The sequence below is a fragment of the Streptomyces sp. SAT1 genome, assembly GCF_001654495.1.
GTDB lineage: Bacteria > Actinomycetota > Actinomycetes > Streptomycetales > Streptomycetaceae > Streptomyces > Streptomyces andamanensis.
The window spans coordinates 4,827,681-4,844,213 of sequence record NZ_CP015849.1; the positions used below are offsets into that span (position 1 = coordinate 4,827,681).

Annotated in this window: 15 protein-coding genes; 10 read left to right on the top strand and 5 right to left on the bottom strand. The window is 71.8% G+C overall.

Annotated features, from left to right (window positions below):
• Positions 1 to 136: 136 nt before the first annotated feature.
• Positions 137 to 346, top strand: a complete 210-nt coding sequence (locus A8713_RS20940; RefSeq protein ID WP_064535169.1) for a hypothetical protein — start codon at positions 137 to 139, stop codon at positions 344 to 346.
• Positions 347 to 406: 60 nt separating this feature from the next.
• On the opposite strand, the gene A8713_RS20945 is transcribed toward A8713_RS20940, so the two are convergent.
• Complete coding sequence (locus tag A8713_RS20945) at positions 407 to 1,771, bottom strand: ABC1 kinase family protein (protein ID WP_064535171.1); 1,365 nt, start codon at positions 1,769 to 1,771, stop codon at positions 407 to 409.
• The gene (locus A8713_RS20950; protein WP_064535173.1) at positions 1,764 to 2,978 is read right to left on the bottom strand and encodes a TOMM precursor leader peptide-binding protein; all 1,215 of its coding nucleotides are present in this window, start codon (positions 2,976 to 2,978) and stop codon (positions 1,764 to 1,766) included. The genes A8713_RS20945 and A8713_RS20950 overlap by 8 nt, the downstream gene beginning before the upstream one ends.
• Positions 2,979 to 3,235: 257 nt before the next feature.
• On the opposite strand from A8713_RS20950, the gene A8713_RS20955 reads away from it, so the two are divergent.
• From A8713_RS20955 to A8713_RS20970, 4 genes are all read left to right on the top strand, one after another.
• The gene (locus A8713_RS20955) at positions 3,236 to 3,832 is read left to right on the top strand and encodes a M48 metallopeptidase family protein (protein WP_064535175.1); all 597 of its coding nucleotides are present in this window, start codon (positions 3,236 to 3,238) and stop codon (positions 3,830 to 3,832) included.
• Between the two features lie 172 nt (positions 3,833 to 4,004).
• Positions 4,005 to 5,822: a TerD family protein gene (locus tag A8713_RS20960; RefSeq protein ID WP_064535177.1), complete on the top strand. Its 1,818-nt coding sequence runs from the start codon at positions 4,005 to 4,007 to the stop codon at positions 5,820 to 5,822.
• An 11-nt stretch (positions 5,823 to 5,833) separates the two neighbouring features.
• Positions 5,834 to 6,514: an AIM24 family protein gene (locus A8713_RS20965; protein WP_018571309.1), complete on the top strand. Its 681-nt coding sequence runs from the start codon at positions 5,834 to 5,836 to the stop codon at positions 6,512 to 6,514.
• Between the two features lie 16 nt (positions 6,515 to 6,530).
• Positions 6,531 to 7,286, top strand: a complete 756-nt coding sequence (locus A8713_RS20970) for an AIM24 family protein (protein WP_018571310.1) — start codon at positions 6,531 to 6,533, stop codon at positions 7,284 to 7,286.
• Between the two features lie 82 nt (positions 7,287 to 7,368).
• On the opposite strand, the gene A8713_RS20975 is transcribed toward A8713_RS20970, so the two are convergent.
• The gene (locus A8713_RS20975; protein ID WP_064535179.1) at positions 7,369 to 7,884 is read right to left on the bottom strand and encodes an NUDIX hydrolase; all 516 of its coding nucleotides are present in this window, start codon (positions 7,882 to 7,884) and stop codon (positions 7,369 to 7,371) included.
• The gene (locus A8713_RS20980; RefSeq protein WP_064535181.1) at positions 7,881 to 9,344 is read right to left on the bottom strand and encodes a zinc-dependent metalloprotease; all 1,464 of its coding nucleotides are present in this window, start codon (positions 9,342 to 9,344) and stop codon (positions 7,881 to 7,883) included. The genes A8713_RS20975 and A8713_RS20980 overlap by 4 nt, the downstream gene beginning before the upstream one ends.
• A gap of 192 nt (positions 9,345 to 9,536) precedes the next feature.
• Between A8713_RS20980 and A8713_RS20985 the strand changes: the two genes are divergently transcribed.
• From A8713_RS20985 to A8713_RS20995, 4 genes are all read left to right on the top strand, one after another.
• Positions 9,537 to 10,649, top strand: coding sequence for an SDR family oxidoreductase (locus tag A8713_RS20985; RefSeq protein ID WP_064535184.1), 1,113 nt, complete (start codon positions 9,537 to 9,539; stop codon positions 10,647 to 10,649).
• A gap of 120 nt (positions 10,650 to 10,769) precedes the next feature.
• Entirely contained in the window at positions 10,770 to 11,231 is a 462-nt protein-coding gene (locus A8713_RS20990) for a molybdenum cofactor biosynthesis protein MoaE (protein ID WP_018571314.1), read from the top strand.
• Between the two features lie 160 nt (positions 11,232 to 11,391).
• Entirely contained in the window at positions 11,392 to 11,556 is a 165-nt protein-coding gene (locus A8713_RS33840) for a hypothetical protein (protein WP_018571315.1), read from the top strand.
• Between the two features lie 59 nt (positions 11,557 to 11,615).
• Positions 11,616 to 12,713, top strand: a complete 1,098-nt coding sequence (locus tag A8713_RS20995) for a YlbL family protein (RefSeq protein WP_064535185.1) — start codon at positions 11,616 to 11,618, stop codon at positions 12,711 to 12,713.
• A 55-nt stretch (positions 12,714 to 12,768) separates the two neighbouring features.
• Here A8713_RS20995 and A8713_RS21000 read toward each other — a convergent pair whose 3' ends face one another.
• On the bottom strand, positions 12,769 to 13,311 hold the full coding sequence (locus tag A8713_RS21000) for a PPA1309 family protein (protein ID WP_064535187.1): 543 nt from the start codon (positions 13,309 to 13,311) through the stop codon (positions 12,769 to 12,771).
• 174 nt (positions 13,312 to 13,485) lie between these two features.
• On the opposite strand from A8713_RS21000, the gene A8713_RS21005 reads away from it, so the two are divergent.
• The gene (locus A8713_RS21005; protein WP_064535189.1) at positions 13,486 to 16,374 is read left to right on the top strand and encodes a UPF0182 family membrane protein; all 2,889 of its coding nucleotides are present in this window, start codon (positions 13,486 to 13,488) and stop codon (positions 16,372 to 16,374) included.
• The last annotated feature ends 159 nt before the right edge of the window (positions 16,375 to 16,533 follow it).

Consider the following 16,533-nt stretch of genomic DNA (forward strand, 5'->3'; position numbering starts at 1 on the left):
GCCGCCCACACCGCTCGGCGGTGACCTCCCGGCCGGGAGGTGAGCTCGATGCCCGCGGGGGCCGGTCCGTCCGCACGGACCGGCCCCCGCGGTGCGTTGTCCCCGCGCCCTGTCGGGCCGGAGGTATCGTCGCCGGGTGACGCGTCCTCCCGGAGACCTCGACCACGGCGGCGACGGCGCACCGCGCCCGTCCGTGAGCTGTGCGCACTGCGGCACCCCGGCGGACGGACCGCCTCCCACCTGGACCTGCTCCGTCGAGGACGGTGTCCGCCGCTACTTCTGCGACACCTGCTCCCGCGCACACCTCAGATCGATCGAGGGACGGCTCGACTCCGCCCGGTGGTGACCGCGGGCACCGGCCGCCCTTCCGCGCGGGCCTGACCCGGGCCTGCCGGGACCTGACCGGTCACACCTCGGCGGCGGCCTCCTCGTCCTCCACCGCGGTGACGAAGCCAGGCAGCCACTCCTCCAGCTCGTCCCGCAGCCGCACGGTGGCGCCCAGCTGGCACAGCACCCCGATCGTGCTGAGCGTGACCCGGTGGATCAGCAGGTAGGACGGGGGCAGGTTGAGCCGCTTGCCCAACTGGTAGGCGGGCGAGCGGATGTCGGCGATACGGGCCGCCTGGCTGCGCATCCAGCCGCGGGTGAAGGTGAACTCCTCCGCCTGGGCCGGCTCGATGATCGGCAGGAGGTAGTCGAGCACGGCGTCCGGATCCAGATCGACCGTCTCCTTGACGAAGCCCTCCGCGCGCAGCATGTCGTAGACGGCTTCGGCCTCGCCGTCCAGGGTCATCCGCAGGGAGGCGCCGATCGGCTCCGGCAGGCCGCCGGGCAGCCGGTCGACGGTGCCGAAGTCCAGCACGCCGAGCCGCCAGTCGTCCTCGCCGTCCGGGCCGCCGGGGAGCAGGCGGAAGTTGCCCGGATGCGGGTCGGCGTGCAGCAGGCCCGTGCGGGCCGGGCCGGAGAACAGGAAACGGGCGAGCAGCTGTCCGGCGCGGTCGCGCTGCTCCTGGGTGCCGTCCGCGATCACCTCGGCCAGCGGGACACCGTCGATCCACTCGGTGACCAGGACCTGCTCGCACTGGTGGATCACCGCCGGGACCAGGACGTCGGGATCCTGCGCGAACTCCTCCGCGTGCGCCTGCTGGGCCTGGGCCTCCAGGCCGTAGTCCAGTTCCTCGGAGACGCGGTCGCGCAGTTCGGTGATCAGGGGCTTGATGTCCATGCCGGGGATCAGCGGTCCCAGCAGCCGGGCGAACCTGCTCAGCTGGCCCAGGTCGGACAGGAGGGCCTCGCCCGCGCCCGGATACTGCACCTTGACCGCCACCTCGCGGCCGTCGTGCCACACCGCCCGGTGCACCTGCCCGATGGACGCCGCAGCGGCCGGCTTGTCCTCGAACTCCTCGAACAGCGCACGCCAGTCCGCGCCGAGCCGCTCCTCCAGCACCGCGTGCACGGTGCGCGTCGGCATCGGCGGGGCGGCTTCCTGGAGCTTGGTCAGCGCCGCCCGGTAGGGACCCGCGACCTCCTCGGGCAGGGCGGACTCGAAGACGGACAGGGCCTGCCCGAACTTCATGGCCCCGCCCTTCAGCTCCCCGAGCACCTTGAACAGCTGATCGGCGGTGCGCTGCTGGAGCTCCCGGCCGACGATCTCGGCGGACTCGCCTACGATCCGTTTGCCGAGTCCCCAGGTCGCCCTCCCGGCGAAACCGAGCGGGAGCGCGGCGAGCTTGGCGGTCCGGGTGACCGCCTTCCGGGGAAGATCAGACATGCGCCCTCCAAGTCCCAGCAGGCCGCGTCGCTTCCGCCTGACGGCGAGGTACGGACGACGGCCGTTGCCCAGCCATTGTCGCGCGTGCGCCGCCCTCCTTTGAGGTGTCTTCCACCACGGATTTGCGCGCCGCCCCGCACGGACAGTCCGGATGCGGCCACACCGGGCGCCCGTGCCAGTTCAGCGCGGGTGCGGACACCTCCCAGCGGGCACCGGTGCTGGAGGGTGTCTCCCCGTCCAGGAAGGCGAGTGCATGGGCCGCCGCCAGCCCGGCCACGGTGGTGGCGAGGGCCAGGTCGCAGGGGCGCACCCGGCGCTGCCGCCCGGACCGCCACTGCGCCACCAGGCGCGGCCATGTCTCGTCCCGGTCGGTGCGCCCGTGGTGCAGGCACTCGGCGCAGCCGGTCTGTCCGGGCAGGACCAGCGGGCCGACGACTCCCGTGGCCTCCACGACCCCGGCGTACAGATGAGGAGTGCCCGACGCGATCAGCGGAGCCGCCACGGCCGGGTCCGGCGTGTGCACGGCGACGTCGTCGCGCGGGGCGATGACGACCAGCGCGTGCCCGGTCTCGTCCGCCCCGGACGGCGTCCCGGCGGTGCGGCGCTCCGGGCGGGCGGGGGCGGCGCGGCGCACGGCACGTCGGGCGGCGGCGTCCCGGCGCTCACCGACGGCCTCGGCGGGCAACCCGCCCGGGGCCACGTCCCACGGCTCCACGCATCCTCCGTCCAGCACCTCGACCTCGCCGACCCCCGCGCCGGACAGCAGCGCGGCCAGCACGGCGCCCACCCGGCCGGCGCCGCGTACCCGCACCCGCATACCGCGCCGGGCGGCCAGCCGCTCGATCGCCCCGTCCGGCTCGCGGTTCACCACGGACAGCGCGGCGAGATCGGGAGCCAGCCGGTCCATGACCTCCTTCTTCGCCCGCAGCTCCGCGGCCGCCGCGCCGCCGCCCCGGGCGTCGTCCAGCAGGCCCGCGCGGGACAGCCGCCGCACGAGGAGGTCGACGTGCCCCTCGGGCAGGTCCATGCGGTGGGCCTCCTCCCGCAGCAGCGGCAGCCCCCGGGTGCCGTTGAGCAGTTCGAGGAAGCTGCCCGTCGCCGTGTCGACCGGCCCCAGGGTCAGCGCGTGCGCGGGTGTCATCCCGAACTGCACGGTGTTGAGATCACGCCAGCCGCGCCGCAGCGCGGGTTTCACCATCGGATGCATGAGCGGCCCCCGTAGCCGGATGGACAAGAGCGAACGAGTACGACGAGAAAGCAGCTACGACGAGAAAGCAGCTGAGTCGGTGGAGCCGGTCGGTGCTCCGTCGACGCATGCCAGCATGCCCGGTCCGGCCGGGCGGTGCGGAAAGTTGTCCACAGGCAGGGGGTATTCGTCACATGAATCGGACCGTCGGTGGGGGATCGGCGCGGAACCGTCCCGGACCCGGGACTTCCGCCGTGCGCACCCGGTAACGTCGGGGCGTGTCCGCCGACCCACTGCACCGTGCCGGAGCGCCGCAGCGCAGCAAGACGAGCCCGCCGCCGAGCGGCTCGGCGGCGAGTCCGATCGAGGTCCGCAGGAGCACCCGCCGCCGCCGGACCGTCTCCGCGTACCGCGAGGGCGACCGCACCGTCGTGCTCATCCCCGCCCGGATGTCCGAGGCGGAGGAGCGGCGCTGGGTGAACGTCATGCTCGACAAGCTGGCCGCCCAGGAGAGCCGCCGCTCGCTCGGCGACACCGAGCTGGCCGAGCGCGCCGAGCGGCTCTCGGCCCAGTACTACGACGGCCGGGCCCGGCCGGTCTCGGTCCGCTGGGTCACCAACCAGAACACCCGCTGGGGCTCGTGCACCCCGGCGGAGGGCAGCATCCGGCTCTCGCACCGCCTCCAGGGGATGCCCGAGTACGTCGTCGACTACGTGCTGCTGCACGAGCTGGCTCATCTTCTGGTGCCGGGCCACGGCCCCGACTTCTGGCGGCTCCTGGACGCCTACCCGCGCACCGAGCGGGCCCGCGGCTACCTGGAGGGGGTCGTCGCGGCGGGCCGCCTGCCGCACCCGCCGGGCGACCGCGACGACTGACCGGCCGCCCCGCCGGGCGCGCGGCACGTGACCCCCTCGGGCGGCGCGGCACCGTGCGCCACGGCCGGGCGGGGATTGTGTACCGGGTCTGTACCGGCTTGGTCGGGTGTCGGAGTTTGCCGTTAGCCTGGCGCGACGCACTCGCACTCGGGATGGGGGACGGTCGTTACGTATGCCCAGGGAATTCCAACGCGGCCACAAGGCCAGGATCAGTGACCTGACCGCGGGCACGGATCTGTACGTGGGCGTACAGATCTCCGGCCCCGGACTGACCTTCGACATCAGCTGCTTCGGCCTCGACGCCGAGGAGAGGCTCTCGGACGACCGGTACTTCGTCTTCTTCAACCAGCCGAAGTCCCCGGAGGAGGCCATCCAGCTGCTGGGCGCGCAGGCCGGCGACACGGAGTCCTTCAGGGTCACGCTCGACCGGATCCCGCCGGGGATCCAGAAGCTGTCCTTCACGGCGACCCTCGACGGCGCCGGGCAGATGTCGCAGGTGGCCCCCGGCTACCTGCGCATCGTGGCGGGCGGCGAGGAGGTGGCCCGGTACTCCTTCACCGGTGCCGAGTTCTCCACCGAGCGGGCCGTGATGCTGGGCGACATCTACCTCAAGGACGTCTGGCGGTTCGCCGCGGTCGGACAGGGATTCGACGGCGGCCTGGAAGCGCTGCTGAAGAACTTCGGCGGCGAGGTGCTGGAGGAGGAGGCACCCGCTCCGGCACCGGCACCGGCTCCGCAGCAGGCGCAGCCGGGCGCGGTCCCGGGCTTCGCCCCGCCCGCCCGGTCCGCCGCCCCGCCCGCCTTCGGAGCCCCCGGCGCGGCACCGGCACCCGCGGCACCCGCACCCGCGGCACCCGCACCCGCCGCACCGGCGCCCGCTCCGGCCCCCGCGCCCGCTCCGGCGCCGGCCCCCGTGCCGCAGCCCGCCGCCCAGGGCTTCGCGCCGCCCCCGGGCTCGACCTCGCCGCCCCCCGGTCCCCCGGCTCCGGCGCCCACCCCCTCGGTGCACGCCGCGCCGACCATCATCGCGCCCATGGCCCCGCCCGGAGGCACTGTCCCGCCGCCGGCCCCGGCCCCCGCGCCCTACGGTCACCCCGGCCAGCAGCCGCCGTACGGCCAGCCGGTCCCGGGCCAGCCCGCGCCGCCCCCCGGCTACGGCCAGCCCCCGGCCGCCCATGCGCCGGTCGTGCCGCCCGGCTACGGCCAGCCCCCGATGCCGCCCGGCTACGGGCAGCAGCCGCCCTACGGACAGCAGCCGCCGTTCGGGCAGGCGCCCGGCCAGCCCGCGCCCTACGGCGCGCCGCAGGCCGCCGTGCAGGCTCCGCAGGGCGCCGGGGTGGCCGCCGCGCTCCAGCAGTTCAAGGAGACGCCCACCGGCCAGCGCTGGACCCTCCAGAACGGCAAGCTGATCCGCGCCGACCTCGGCACGGGCGGCCAGCCCGTCCTGGCCCGGCAGGGCAGCATGGTCCTCTACCAGGGCAAGGTCGACTTCAGCTACAAGGGCGCGGGCTTCGCGGGCCGTGTCGTCGGCAACGCCACCGGCCAGGAGATGCAGCTCATGCGCTGCACCGGCCAAGGACAGGTGTTCCTCGCCGAGAACTCCGCCCATCTGCACCCGGTCGAACTCCAGGGCGACGCGATCTGCGTCTCCGCGGAGAACGTCCTCGCCTTCGACGAGAGCCTCCAGTACGAGGTCCGCCGCATCGAAGGGCACGGCATCCCCGGCGGCGCCCTGTTCACCATGCAGTTCCAGGGCACCGGCACGGTGGTCGTCAAGACGCACGGCACGCCGGTCGTCCTGCCGGTCACCCCCACGACGTTCGTCGACTCCAACGCCGTCGTCGCCTGGTCCGCCGCCGCGCAGGTGATCGTCTCCAGCCAGGTGCGCATGCGCCGCAACGCCTACCCGGGCCACACCGGGGAGGGCGTCAACCTCCAGTTCCGGGCCGCGCCCGGCAACTTCGTCGTCGTCCAGCCCTACGAGGTCTGAGGGAGCCCGTCATGAACCAGCCGCTCGCGGGCTACGCCCCCGCACCCGTCACCGCCCGCATGGAGAACCACGGCAGCCACATGCTGAAGGTCGCCATGCAGACCGGCAACGACCTCTTCGCGCGCGTGGGCTCGATGGTCGCCTACGAGGGCTTCGTGCAGTACGAGCCCAACCCGCCGGCCGTGCGCCAGATCGCCCGTGACTGGATCACCGGCGAGGGCGCGCCCCTGATGAAGTGCACCGGTGACGGTCTGCTCTACCTCGCCGACTACGGCGCCGACGTCGTCGTCATCAACTTGGGCGGTGACGCGATCTCCGTCAACGCCACCAACCTGCTCGCCTTCGACGCGCACCTCCAGTGGGGCGTCGAGCGGGTCAAGGGGCTGGCGAAGTTCGCCGGACAGGGCCTGTGGAACACCAAGATCTCCGGGCAGGGCTGGGTCGCGCTGACCTCCCGGGGCAAGCCGATCGTCGTCGACTGCGGCGGCGGGGAGAACGAGACCTACGTCGACCCGGACGCCCTGGTCGCCTGGTCGCCGAACCTCAAGGTGAAGGGCAAGCGCAGCTTCAAGGCGCAGTCCCTGATCGGACGGGGCAGCGGCGAGGCGTACCAGATGGCGTTCTCCGGGCAGGGCATCGTCGTCGTGCAGCCCAGCGAGGACAGCACCGACCGCCTCCGGGTCCGGGGCTGAGGGGGAGAGAAGGACAATGCAGAGCCCGCTTTTCGCCTTCAACGACGTCCAGACCCAGGACCGCTGGGGCCTCCAGAACAAGCAGATGCTGCGCGTCGTCATGGAGGGCCACGACGACATCCTCGCCCGCAAGGGCACGATGGTCGCCTACCAGGGCATGGTCGAGTTCGACGCCGAGTACCAGAGCAGCAACCAGGGGCACGCGCGTGCCTACACGGGCGAGGGCCTCGACCTGATGCGCTGCCACGGGCAGGGCACCGTCTACCTCGCCAACCTCGGCCAGTACGTGCACATCATGGACATCGAGCAGGACGGCCTCACCGTCGACAGCAGCTATGTCCTGGCGATGGACTCCTCGCTGCACCACGAGGTGATCGCCGTCGACAGCATGTACGGCATCTCCGGCTCCGGGAAGTACCAGCTGAACATCACCGGACACGGCAAGGTGGCCCTGATGACCTCGGGGGCGCCGCTGATGATGCAGGTGACGCCCGACAAGTACGTCAACTGCGACGCCGACGCGATCGTCGCCTGGTCCACCGGGCTGCGCGTGCAGATGCAGGCCCAGACGCACTCCTCGGGGGTGTGGCGGCGCCGCGGCAACACCGGCGAGGGCTGGGAGCTGAGCTTCATGGGCAGCGGCTACGCGCTCGTCCAGCCCAGTGAGTTGCTGCCGCCGCAGAACGCGGCGATCGGGCAGGGCCTCGCCGCGCAGTTCGGCATGGGGCAGCAGGGCGCCCGGGGACAGAACCAGGGCAACGCCTGGAGCTGAGCCGCGGCCCGAGCCTCGGACGGAAATGAGCAGAGGTAAGGGGCGACCGCCCAAGCGGTCGCCCCTTACTTCCGTCTCTGCCTCAGAGCCGGTCGCGCGTGGCCTCCAGCAGCCGGACGACCGAGTCGTCCGCGACGCCGCCCACCTCCTCGTAGGCGAACCAGCGCAGATCCAGCGATTCGTCGCTGATCGCCTCGACGGCCCCGGGCGGGGCGATCGCGGCGTACTGGACGTCGAGGTGCCAGGCGCAGGGAGTGAGGTGCCGGTCCAGCCGGACCGGGCCGCCGGGCAGCAGGGAGAGCCCCGGGATGCCCGACTCCTCGGTCCCCTCCCGCAGAGCCGCCTGTGCCAGTGTGGCGTCCTCCGGCTCGCAGTGGCCGCCCATCTGGAGCCACATGCGCAGCTTCTTGTGCAGGGTCAGCAGCACCCGGCCGTGCTCCGGGTCGACCACCAGCGCGCTCGCCGTGATGTGCCCGTCCCCGCACGCCTTCCACAGGCCGTCCGGGTGAGCGGCCAGATGGTCCAGATAGACCTGGCGCAGCTCCGTCTGGTCCTCGTAGCCCTTCAGCACGAGGACCGTGTCGTCGAAGAGGCTCACTCGGTGCCGTTGTCCTTGCCGTCGTCGGCGCCGTCCTCGGGGGCCCCGCCCTCGCCCGGGTCCTTCTTGTGCAGGTCGGGCTTGCCGCTCGCCGCCTCGCCGAGCATCTTGTCCAGCTCGGAGAAGTCCAGCTGCTCGCGGTGCACGAAGCCGTCCGGGTCGTCCAGGTCGGCGGCGGTCGGGAGCATGTCCGGGTGGGCCCACAGGGCGTCCCGGCCCTCGACCCCGCGCGCGTCCGTGAGCGAGGCCCACAGGCGGGAGGCGTCGCGCAGGCGGCGCGGACGCAGTTCGAGACCGATCAGCGTGGCGAACGTCTGTTCGGCGGGGCCGCCCGAGGCGCGGCGGCGGCGCAGCGTCTCGCGCAGCGCGTCCGCGGACGACAGCCGGGGCTTGGCGGCGGCGTGCACCACCGCGTCCACCCAGCCCTCCACGAGCGCCAGAGCGGTCTCCAGACGCGCCAGGGCGGCCTTCTGCTCCGGCGTGTCCTCCGGCTGGAACATGCCCTGCTGGAGGGCGTCCTGCAACTGCTCCGGGTTCTGCGGGTCGAACTGGCCGACCACGTCCTCCAGCTTGGCGGTGTCGACCTTGATCCCGCGCGCGTACCCGTCGACCGCGCCGAACAGGTGCGAGCGCAGCCACGGCACGTGCGCGAACAGGCGCTGGTGGGCGGCCTCGCGCAGCGCCAGGTACAGGCGCACCTCCTCCTGGGGCACGCCGAGGTCCTTGCCGAACTTCTCGACGTTCACCGGGAGCAGCGCGGCCTTGCCGGCCGGGGCGAGCGGCAGACCGATGTCGGTCGAGCCGACGACCTCGCCGGCCAGCACGCCCACCGCCTGCCCGATCTGCGTACCGAACATGGCGCCGCCCATGGAGCGCATCATGCCGATCAGCGGGCCGGCCATGGCCTGCATCTCCTCGGGCAGCACATCGCCCATGGCGTTGCCGACGCGCTCGGCGACCGGGTCGACCAGCTCCTGCCACGCCGGGAGGGTCGCCTCGACCCACTCCGCGCGGGACCAGGCAACCGTGGCGGCGGCGCCGGAGGGCAGGGAGGTGGCGTCGTCCAGCCACAGGTCGGCCAGGCGGACGGCCTCCTGGACGGCGGTGCGCTCGGCGGGGCCGACGCTGGCGTCCTTGGTGCCGTCCGAGGTGCCCTGGGCGACCGTCTGGCGGGCGATCTGCTTGGCCATGTCCCAGTTCACCGGGCCGCCCTCGTAGGAGAGCATCTGGCCGAGCTGCTGGAAGGCGGCGCCCAGGTCGGTGGGGTTCAGCGACCCGAACATCGCCGCGAGCGGATTGTCGGCGCCGGGCCCGCCAAAGCCTCCGGCTCCGGGCAGCCCGAAACCGAACGGGTTGGCCGGTCCCTGCCCACCACCGCTCTCCTGGTCCTTCTTCTTGCCCTCGTCGCCGTCGTCCGGCTCCTCCGGCGGAAGGCCGAATCCGAATGGGGTGTCACTCACGGGGTTCCTCGGCTGGTAAGGCCACCGGTTCTCTCCGGCGGCGCGGCTGCCCGACAACACCACCCAGCCTAGACACCGCGAGCGGTTCGGGCCTCGGTGCTTCGCCGACAGAACGCCTGCGGCAGGATGGATGCCACCTGGTACGTACGCGTCATTCGCGCCCGTATGGAAGACAACCGCTGGAGACGCCCGGTGAGTTCCCCAGATCCACAGGTTCGCGCAGCGCGAAACCATGAGAACACGCCCGCCGCGCGCGGGCCCGTCGTCGCGGTCACCGGAGCCGCGAGCGGTGTCGGCGCCCTGCTCACCGAGCGGCTGGCCGCCTCCGCCGAGGTCCGGCAGGTCATCGCCATCGACGAACGGCGCGGGGAGTGCGCGCAGGCGCAGTGGCACGTCCTGGACGTGCGCGACCCCGCCATCGCGGAGCGGCTGCGCGGCGCCGACGTCGTGGTGCACCTGGCGCTCGACCTCGATCTGGAGAGCGACCCCGCCGCCCGCAGCGCCTACAACGTCCGGGGCACGCAGACGGTGCTGACGGCCGCGGCGGCGGCCGGGGTGCACCGGGTGGTGCTGTGCACCTCCGCGATGGTCTACGGGGCGCTGCCGGAGAACGAGCTGCCGCTGTCCGAGGACGCCGAGCTGCGGGCGACCGCCGAGGCCACCGGTGTCGGTGACCTGCTGGAGATCGAGCGGCTGGCCCGGCGCGCTCCCCGCGCGCACCCCGGCCTCAATGTGACCGTGATGCGCCCCGCCGTCCTGGTCGGCGGCACCGACACCGCGCTGACCAGGTACTTCGAGTCGCCGCGGCTGCTGGTGGTGGCCGGGTCCCGGCCGGCCTGGCAGTTCTGCCATGTCGAGGACCTGTGCAGCGCGCTGGAGTACGCCGTGCTGGAGAAGGCCGACGGCGAGCTGGCCGTCGGCTGCGACGGCTGGCTGGAGCAGGAGGAGGTCGAGGAGCTGAGCGGGATCCGGCGCATGGAGCTGCCGTCGGCGGTCGCGCTGGGCGCGGCGGCCCGGCTGCACCGGATCGGGCTCACCCCGTCCCCGGCCGGGGACCTGGCGTACACGATGTACCCCTGGGTGGTGAGCGGCAGCCGGCTGCACGACGCCGGATGGCGGCCCAAGTGGACCAACGAGGAGGTCCTCGCCGAGCTGCTGGAGGAGGTCGCCGGGCGGCACACGGTGGCCGGGCGGCGGCTCGGGCGCAAGGACGCGACGGCGGCCGGGGCCGCGGGCGCGACGGTCGCGTTGCTGGGCGCCGCGGCGGTGGTGCGGCGGGCGCGCAAGGCCCGCCGTCGCATCTGAGCGACCCGCGCCCGGCCGGGCGGGCCGTCGGCCGGTCGTAGGAGGCTCCAACCTCCACGCGCGCGTGCCGGGCGATCACGCTATTCCGCGTCCTCGCGCGCGTGCGGCACGATGGAGGACATGGCACCCACCACCGATCACCCCGGCGAGCACACCGCCGACGACCCCATCAAGCTCATCGGCGTCCGGGACACCGCGCTCTCCCTGGACGAGGTCTTCCGGGCGCTGGGCGACGCCGCGGCCGGGGGGACGGCGCTGTTCGTGGGGACCGTGCGCAACCACGACGGGGGCGCCGACGTCGACGGGCTGGGGTACTCCTGCCACCCCAGCGCCGAGGAGGAGATCCGGCGCGTCGCCGAGAAGGTGGTGGCCGAGTACCCGGTGCGGGCCCTGGCCGCCGTGCACCGGGTGGGGGATCTGGGGATCGGGGACCTCGCCGTGGTCGTCGGCGTGTCGTGCCCGCACCGCGCCGAGGCGTTCGCCGCCTGCCGGAAGCTGATCGACGATCTCAAGCACGAGGTGCCGATCTGGAAGCACCAGCGGTTCTCCGACGGCACCGAGGAATGGGTCGGCGCCTGCTGAACCCAAAGCGCCGCCCCGAAGAGCCGTACCCGGCTCCGGTGTCGCTCCCGCGCCCGGCACCGGTTGCGTAACCGGCCCCCTGGCCCGAGCGTTGTCAGTGCGGATGGTTAATCTGCTGATCAGTCGGTCGGGATCGGTCGATCGGGGTAGGGAGGTCGGCGTGGGAGCACTCGCCTGGTTGCTGATACCGGTGGTGGCGGGGATAGTCGCCGGGCTGTGGGGGAGCTGGGCGAACCGGACCCGCAGAATCCGCAGCGACGGGCCCGAACTGGACGGCTACGCCCGGTTCCGCGAGGCCATGGAGCGGTCCACCTCCGGCACCTGACCGGATCCCCGCGGCGGCCCTGACGGTGCGCCGACAGGCCGGTCCCGTACTGTCGACTCATGCCACGCCGCACCGCGACGATGCTCGCCTCCACCCTGATGCTGATCGCGCTCCTGTGCGCGGGAGTCTTCCTCCGGGTGCCGTACTCGGAGATGTCACCGGGACCGACGGTCAACACCCTCAGCGACCACGACGGCGAGCCGGTGCTGCAGATCGACGGGCACAAGACGTACCCGACCGACGGCCACCTCAACATGACGACCGTGCGGGTCACCAGCCCGGACTACCGGATGAACCTCGTGGAGGCCGTCTACGGCTGGCTCGCCCACGACAACAGGATCGTCCCGCACGACACGCTCTACCCGGACGGCAAGACGGAGGAGCAGTCGACCCAGGAGAACGCCGAGGAGTTCAGCCAGTCCCAGGAGAGCGCCAAGGTCGCCGCCCTGAAGGAGCTCGGCATCCCGGTGCAGAGCTGGGTGATCGTGTCCACCGTGGTCAAGGACAGCCCGGCGCAGGGCAGGCTGCACGCCGGTGACGTCATCAAGGCGGTGGACGGCACCCCCGTCAAGCAGCCCTCCGACGTGGCGGGGCTGGTCACCAAGCACAAGCCGGGCGAGAAGACCGTCTTCACCATCGTGCCCGCCAAGGACCAGGCCGCCGCCGAGAAGGCGCACAAGGCGGCGACGGTCACCAAGGACGTGACGATCACGACCGCGCGGTCCCACGACGGGGGCGCCCAGCGCGCCGTCGTCGGCATCTCGCCGGGGACCGACCACACCTTCCCGTTCACGATCGACATCAAGCTCGCGGACGTCGGCGGACCCAGCGCGGGTCTGATGTTCGCCCTCGGCATCTACGACAAGCTCACCCCGGGCAGCCTCACCGGCGGGAAGTTCGTGGCCGGGACCGGGACGATCGACGACGACGGCAAGGTGGGCCCGATCGGCGGCATCGAGCTGAAGACCATCGGCGCGCGCGACAAGGGCGCCCAGTACTTCCTGACGCCCGCCGACAACTGCGCGGCGGCGGCCGCGGACACCCCCTCCGGGCTGACCCTCGTCAAGGTCGGCACCATCCGCGACGCCCTCGCCGCGCTCAAGGACATCCGCTCCGGGAAGACCGCCGGTCTGCCGACCTGCTCGGCCAAGGGCTGAGCGGACCGCCCCCGCGCCTCAAGAGCCGCTCCCTCCGGAGCGGCCCCTCGGGCACTCACTCCTCGAACGTGGCCGCCAGCGCCTCCGCCAGCCCGGGGACCAGCTCCGAGCCGGTGAGGACGTCCGTGGCGGAGTCCTTCTCCCGCAGGCGCAGCGCCGACTCGCGCGCGCCGTCGCGCAGCACCGCGACCGTCATACGGACCTCCTGGCGCTCGGGGTGGGCGGCCACCCACCGGGCGAGCTTGGCATCGTCGAGGCCCTGCGGGACCTGCGCCTCGGCGGACGGCGGCAGCATCAGGCGCTCCACGGTGAGCGCGCAGCCGGCCACCGCGCCCGGCCAGGCGATGGTGGCGAGGAACTCGTCGAGCGGCCGGTCCGCGGGGACCTCGTCCTGCTCGATCGGGGTGAGACCGGAGGTCTCCTGCTCGTCCTGGAGACCGAGCTGCGCGGCGAGGGCGGGTTCCTCGGACCGCAGCCGCGCGGTGTCGACGAGGGCGAAGAGGCGAGCGGGCTGGTCCCAGCCGAGCCCGGAGGCGTACTCGTCGATCTCGAGGACGGCCCGGGTGAGGGGGTTCGCTGCCATGGGAGTGTTGGACATGGTCACAATCCTGCCTCGTTCCCGGCCGGAATCGGGAACCGAATAAACGGTGAGTAAGTTGCATAGGTGGGCGCCCGTGACCGCGGGCGCTCCGTACGGTCCGCGGACACGGGGGCCAGACGCAACGACAGCGAACCACCAGCGAACTTCGAGGTGCGCACCTTGGCTTTCCAGATGCCGGACCGCGGCGGAGGCCCGTCCGGGCCGCGGATCAGAGTCGGCCGCCCGTCCCGGCGAGCCCGGACCCTGCTGATCGTCCTGGGCGTCCTTGCCGCTCTCGGCATCGCGTTCACGATGTTCGCGGGCTTCTGGACGGACTGGCTGTGGTACCGGTCGGTGCACTATTCGTCCGTGTTCACCACCACGCTGTGGACCAAGATCGGGCTGTTCCTGGTGTTCGGCCTGCTGATGGCGGCGGCCGTCGGGTTCAACGTCTGGCTGGCGCACCGGCTGCGGCCCCCGCTGAGCGCCATGTCGATGGAGCAGCAGAACCTCGACCGCTACCGGATGGGCATCGCGCCGTACAAGAAGTGGCTGCTGTGCGGGATCACCGCCGTGGTCGGGCTGATCGCGGGGGCCTCCGCCGCGGGCCAGTGGCGCACCTGGCTGCTGTGGGTCAACGGCGTGCCGTTCCACCGGACGGACCCGCAGTTCCACCTCGACATCTCCTTCTACACGTTCGACCTGCCCTGGTACCGCTTCCTGCTGGGCTTCGGCTTCGCCGCCGCGATCCTGTCCCTGATCGCCGCGGTGCTGACCCACTACCTGTACGGCGGGCTGCGGATCACCAGCCCCGGCGCGCGGGCCACGGCCGCGGCCACCGGGCACCTGTCCGTGCTGCTCGGCGTGTTCGTCGCGCTGAAGGCGGTCGCGTACTGGCTCGACCGGTACGGGCTGGCGGTCAAGTCCAGCGACTTCAAGGCCACCGACAACTGGACGGGCCTGCGCTACGTCGACGCCAACGCCTATCTGCCGGCCAAGACGATCCTGTTCTGCATCGCGGTGATCTGCGCGCTGCTGTTCTTCGCCACGCTGTGGCGGCGCACCTGGCAGCTCCCCGTGATCGGCTTCGGTCTGATGGTGCTCTCGGCCGTCCTCATCGGCGGCCTGTACCCGGCGATCGTGCAGAAGTTCCAGGTCCAGCCCAACGAGCAGGCCAAGGAGGCGCCGTACGTCGCCAAGAACATCAAGGCGACGCGTGAGGCGTACGGCATCGACCACACCGACGTCTCGGACTACGACGGCACGAGCAGCACCGAGGACAAGTCGACGCTGCGCGGCCAGGTGGACAAGACGGCGAGCGTGCGCATCCTCGACCCGAACATCGTCTCGCCCACGTTCCAGCAGATCCAGCAGATCCGCGGTTTCTACGCGTTCCCGAACAATCTGGACGTCGACCGGTATCCCACCAAGGACGGCAAGGTCCAGGACACGGTCGTCGGTCTGCGCGAGCTGAACTTCGACAGCATCAAGAAGAACTGGATCAACAGCCACTTCCGGTACACCCACGGCTACGGCCTCGTCGCCGCCAAGGGCACCGAGGCCAGCAACGGCGAGCCGGTCTTCACCGAGAAGAACCTGCCCGCCACCGGCGACCTCGGCACGTACGAGCAGCGCGTCTACTACGGCGAGAAGACCACCACGTACTCGATCGTCGGCGGTCCCCAGAAGGAGATCGACTACTCCAACAACGACGGCGAGACGACCACCAGCTACCAGGGCAAGAGCGGTGTCAGCCTGTCCAGCCCGGTCAACCGGGCCGCGTACGCGCTGGCGTTCGGTGAGCCGCAGATCCTGTACTCCGGCGCCATCGGGGACGGTTCGCGGATCCTGTACAACCGCACGCCCAAGGAGCGCGTCGAGGCGGTGGCGCCCTGGCTGACCATCGACGGCGACGCGTATCCGGCGGTGGTGAACGGCAAGATCCAGTGGATCGTCGACGCGTACACGACGACCAACGGCTATCCGTACGCCTCGCGCACGACGCTGGGCGACACCACGGCCGACTCGCTGACGTACAACAACAACCAGCGCGCGGTGGTGGCCCAGCAGAACCAGGTCAACTACATCCGCAACTCGGTGAAGGCGACCGTCGACGCCTACACCGGCGAGGTGAAGCTGTACCAGTGGGACACCGAGGACCCGGTCCTGAAGACCTGGATGAAGGCGTTCCCCGGGACGGTGCAGCCGAAGTCGGCCATCTCGCCGAAGCTGATGGACCACCTCCGCTATCCGCAGGACCTGTTCAAGGTGCAGCGCGAACTGCTCACCCGGTACCACGTCCAGGACGCGCAGACCTTCCTCAGCAGCAGCGAGGTGTGGCAGGTGCCCGACGACCCGACCAACAAGTCGGGCAACGCGGTGCCGCCGTACTACCTGACGATGAAGATGCCCGGCCAGGACTCCCAGGCGTTCTCGCTCACCACGACGTTCACGCCGAGCGGCCGGGACAACCTGAGTGCGTTCATGGCGGTCGACTCGCAGGCGGGCACGCCCGACTACGGCAAGATCAGAATCCTGAAGCCGAAGAGCACGACGGTCGGCGGCCCCAAACAGGTGCAGAGCCAGTTCAACTCCAACTCCTCGCAGAACATCGCCGAGTTCGTGAAACTCATCAGAGGCGGTGACTCGGAGATCGAGTACGGCAATCTGCTGACCATCCCGCTCGACGGCGGATTCCTCTACGTCGAACCGGTCTATGTGCGCGGCGGTCAGCTCAAGTACCCGCTGATGCGCAAGGTCCTGGTGACCTACGGCGGGGCCACCGCGTTCGAGGACACCCTCGACCAGGCGCTGGACAAGGTCTTCGGGACCAGCGGGGCCACGAACCCGCCGGACAAGGGCAGCGGCACCAAACCGCCGGCCGCGGGCAACCCGACGGTCCAGAAGGCCCTGGAGGCGGCCCAGAAGGCGTTCGACGAGGGCCAGACGGCGCTGAACAAGAAGCCGACCGACTGGGAGGCCTACGGCAAGGCGCAGAAGGACCTCCAGAAGGCGCTCCAGCAGGCCGAGGACGCGCAGGAGGCGGCCCGCAAGCAGGGCAACGGCAAGAACGGGAGCTGATTTTCCCGAACGAGTCGAAGGCCCGGATCCCTCGACGGATCCGGGCCTTCGCGCTGCGCGGACTCAAGACGCGTGTCCCACGACCGCCGTGCCGCCGTGGGGAGTTGGGCGATCTGTGTTTGACTTGTCTCTCTGTGGGCATGTCGACAAAACGCTGAA

What these genes read in the sequence shown, in the direction of transcription:
- A8713_RS20945 (WP_064535171.1), bottom strand. Translation starts at nt 1,771, where the DNA reads ATGTCTGATCTTCCCCGGAAGGCGGTCACCCGGACCGCCAAGCTCGCC.
- A8713_RS20950 (WP_064535173.1), bottom strand. Translation starts at nt 2,978, where the DNA reads ATGCATCCGATGGTGAAACCCGCGCTGCGGCGCGGCTGGCGTGATCTC.
- A8713_RS20960 (WP_064535177.1), top strand. Translation starts at nt 4,005, where the DNA reads ATGCCCAGGGAATTCCAACGCGGCCACAAGGCCAGGATCAGTGACCTG.
- A8713_RS20965 (WP_018571309.1), top strand. Translation starts at nt 5,834, where the DNA reads ATGAACCAGCCGCTCGCGGGCTACGCCCCCGCACCCGTCACCGCCCGC.
- A8713_RS20970 (WP_018571310.1), top strand. Translation starts at nt 6,531, where the DNA reads ATGCAGAGCCCGCTTTTCGCCTTCAACGACGTCCAGACCCAGGACCGC.
- A8713_RS20990 (WP_018571314.1), top strand. Translation starts at nt 10,770, where the DNA reads ATGGCACCCACCACCGATCACCCCGGCGAGCACACCGCCGACGACCCC.
- A8713_RS20995 (WP_064535185.1), top strand. Translation starts at nt 11,616, where the DNA reads ATGCCACGCCGCACCGCGACGATGCTCGCCTCCACCCTGATGCTGATC.
- A8713_RS21000 (WP_064535187.1), bottom strand. Translation starts at nt 13,311, where the DNA reads ATGTCCAACACTCCCATGGCAGCGAACCCCCTCACCCGGGCCGTCCTC.
- A8713_RS21005 (WP_064535189.1), top strand. Translation starts at nt 13,486, where the DNA reads ATGCCGGACCGCGGCGGAGGCCCGTCCGGGCCGCGGATCAGAGTCGGC.